Source organism: Vibrio sp. J2-3(2022), assembly GCF_021725735.1.
GTDB lineage: Bacteria > Pseudomonadota > Gammaproteobacteria > Enterobacterales > Vibrionaceae > Vibrio > Vibrio diabolicus.
Genome location: NZ_JAKKCK010000017.1, coordinates 1,247 through 2,688 on the forward strand (window position 1 = coordinate 1,247; position 1,442 = coordinate 2,688).

At 52.1% G+C, this 1,442-nt stretch carries 1 rRNA gene (cut by a window edge); it reads left to right on the plus strand.

The window, feature by feature from the left end:
• Positions 1-1,364: ribosomal RNA gene (locus tag L3V27_RS23260) — 23S ribosomal RNA — on the plus strand; its annotated part reaches 1,246 nt to the left of the window's first position; the annotation flags it as partial.
• Positions 1,365-1,442: the final 78 nt, after the last annotated feature.

Consider the following 1,442-nt stretch of genomic DNA (forward strand, 5'->3'; position numbering starts at 1 on the left):
GTGAAGTCATTGATGCCATGCTTCCAGGAAAAGCCTCTAAGCTTCAGATTGTAAGGAATCGTACCCCAAACCGACACAGGTGGTCGGGTAGAGAATACCAAGGCGCTTGAGAGAACTCGGGTGAAGGAACTAGGCAAAATGGTACCGTAACTTCGGGAGAAGGTACGCTCTCGACGGTGAAGTCCCTCGCGGATGGAGCTATTGAGAGTCGCAGATACCAGGTGGCTGCAACTGTTTATTAAAAACACAGCACTGTGCAAAATCGCAAGATGACGTATACGGTGTGACGCCTGCCCGGTGCCGGAAGGTTAATTGATGGGGTTAGACTTCGGTCGAAGCTCTTGATCGAAGCCCCGGTAAACGGCGGCCGTAACTATAACGGTCCTAAGGTAGCGAAATTCCTTGTCGGGTAAGTTCCGACCTGCACGAATGGCGTAATGATGGCCACGCTGTCTCCACCCGAGACTCAGTGAAATTGAAATCGCTGTGAAGATGCAGTGTACCCGCGGCTAGACGGAAAGACCCCGTGAACCTTTACTACAGCTTGGCACTGAACATTGACCCTACATGTGTAGGATAGGTGGGAGGCTTTGAAGCGCAGTCGCTAGATTGCGTGGAGCCGTCCTTGAAATACCACCCTTGTAGTGTTGATGTTCTAACGTCGACCCCTTATCGGGGTTGCGGACAGTGCCTGGTGGGTAGTTTGACTGGGGCGGTCTCCTCCCAAAGCGTAACGGAGGAGCACGAAGGTGGGCTAATCACGGTTGGACATCGTGAGGTTAGTGCAATGGCATAAGCCCGCTTGACTGCGAGAATGACAATTCGAGCAGGTGCGAAAGCAGGTCATAGTGATCCGGTGGTTCTGAATGGAAGGGCCATCGCTCAACGGATAAAAGGTACTCCGGGGATAACAGGCTGATACCGCCCAAGAGTTCATATCGACGGCGGTGTTTGGCACCTCGATGTCGGCTCATCACATCCTGGGGCTGAAGTCGGTCCCAAGGGTATGGCTGTTCGCCATTTAAAGTGGTACGCGAGCTGGGTTTAGAACGTCGTGAGACAGTTCGGTCCCTATCTGCCGTGGGCGTTGGAGAATTGAAAGGGGCTGCTCCTAGTACGAGAGGACCGGAGTGGACGAACCTCTGGTGTTCGGGTTGTGTCGCCAGACGCATTGCCCGGTAGCTAAGTTCGGGATCGATAACCGCTGAAAGCATCTAAGCGGGAAGCGAGCCTTGAGATGAGTTCTCCCTGATACTTTAAGTATCCTAAAGGGTTGTCGTAGACTACGACGTTGATAGGCAGGGTGTGTAAGCGTTGTGAGGCGTTGAGCTAACCTGTACTAATTGCCCGTGAGGCTTAACCATACAACACCCAAGGGGTTTTGATGGACTCAATGAAAGAACATTGAATGTGTAAGAACGAGAATTAAGAAACAGCTTTCC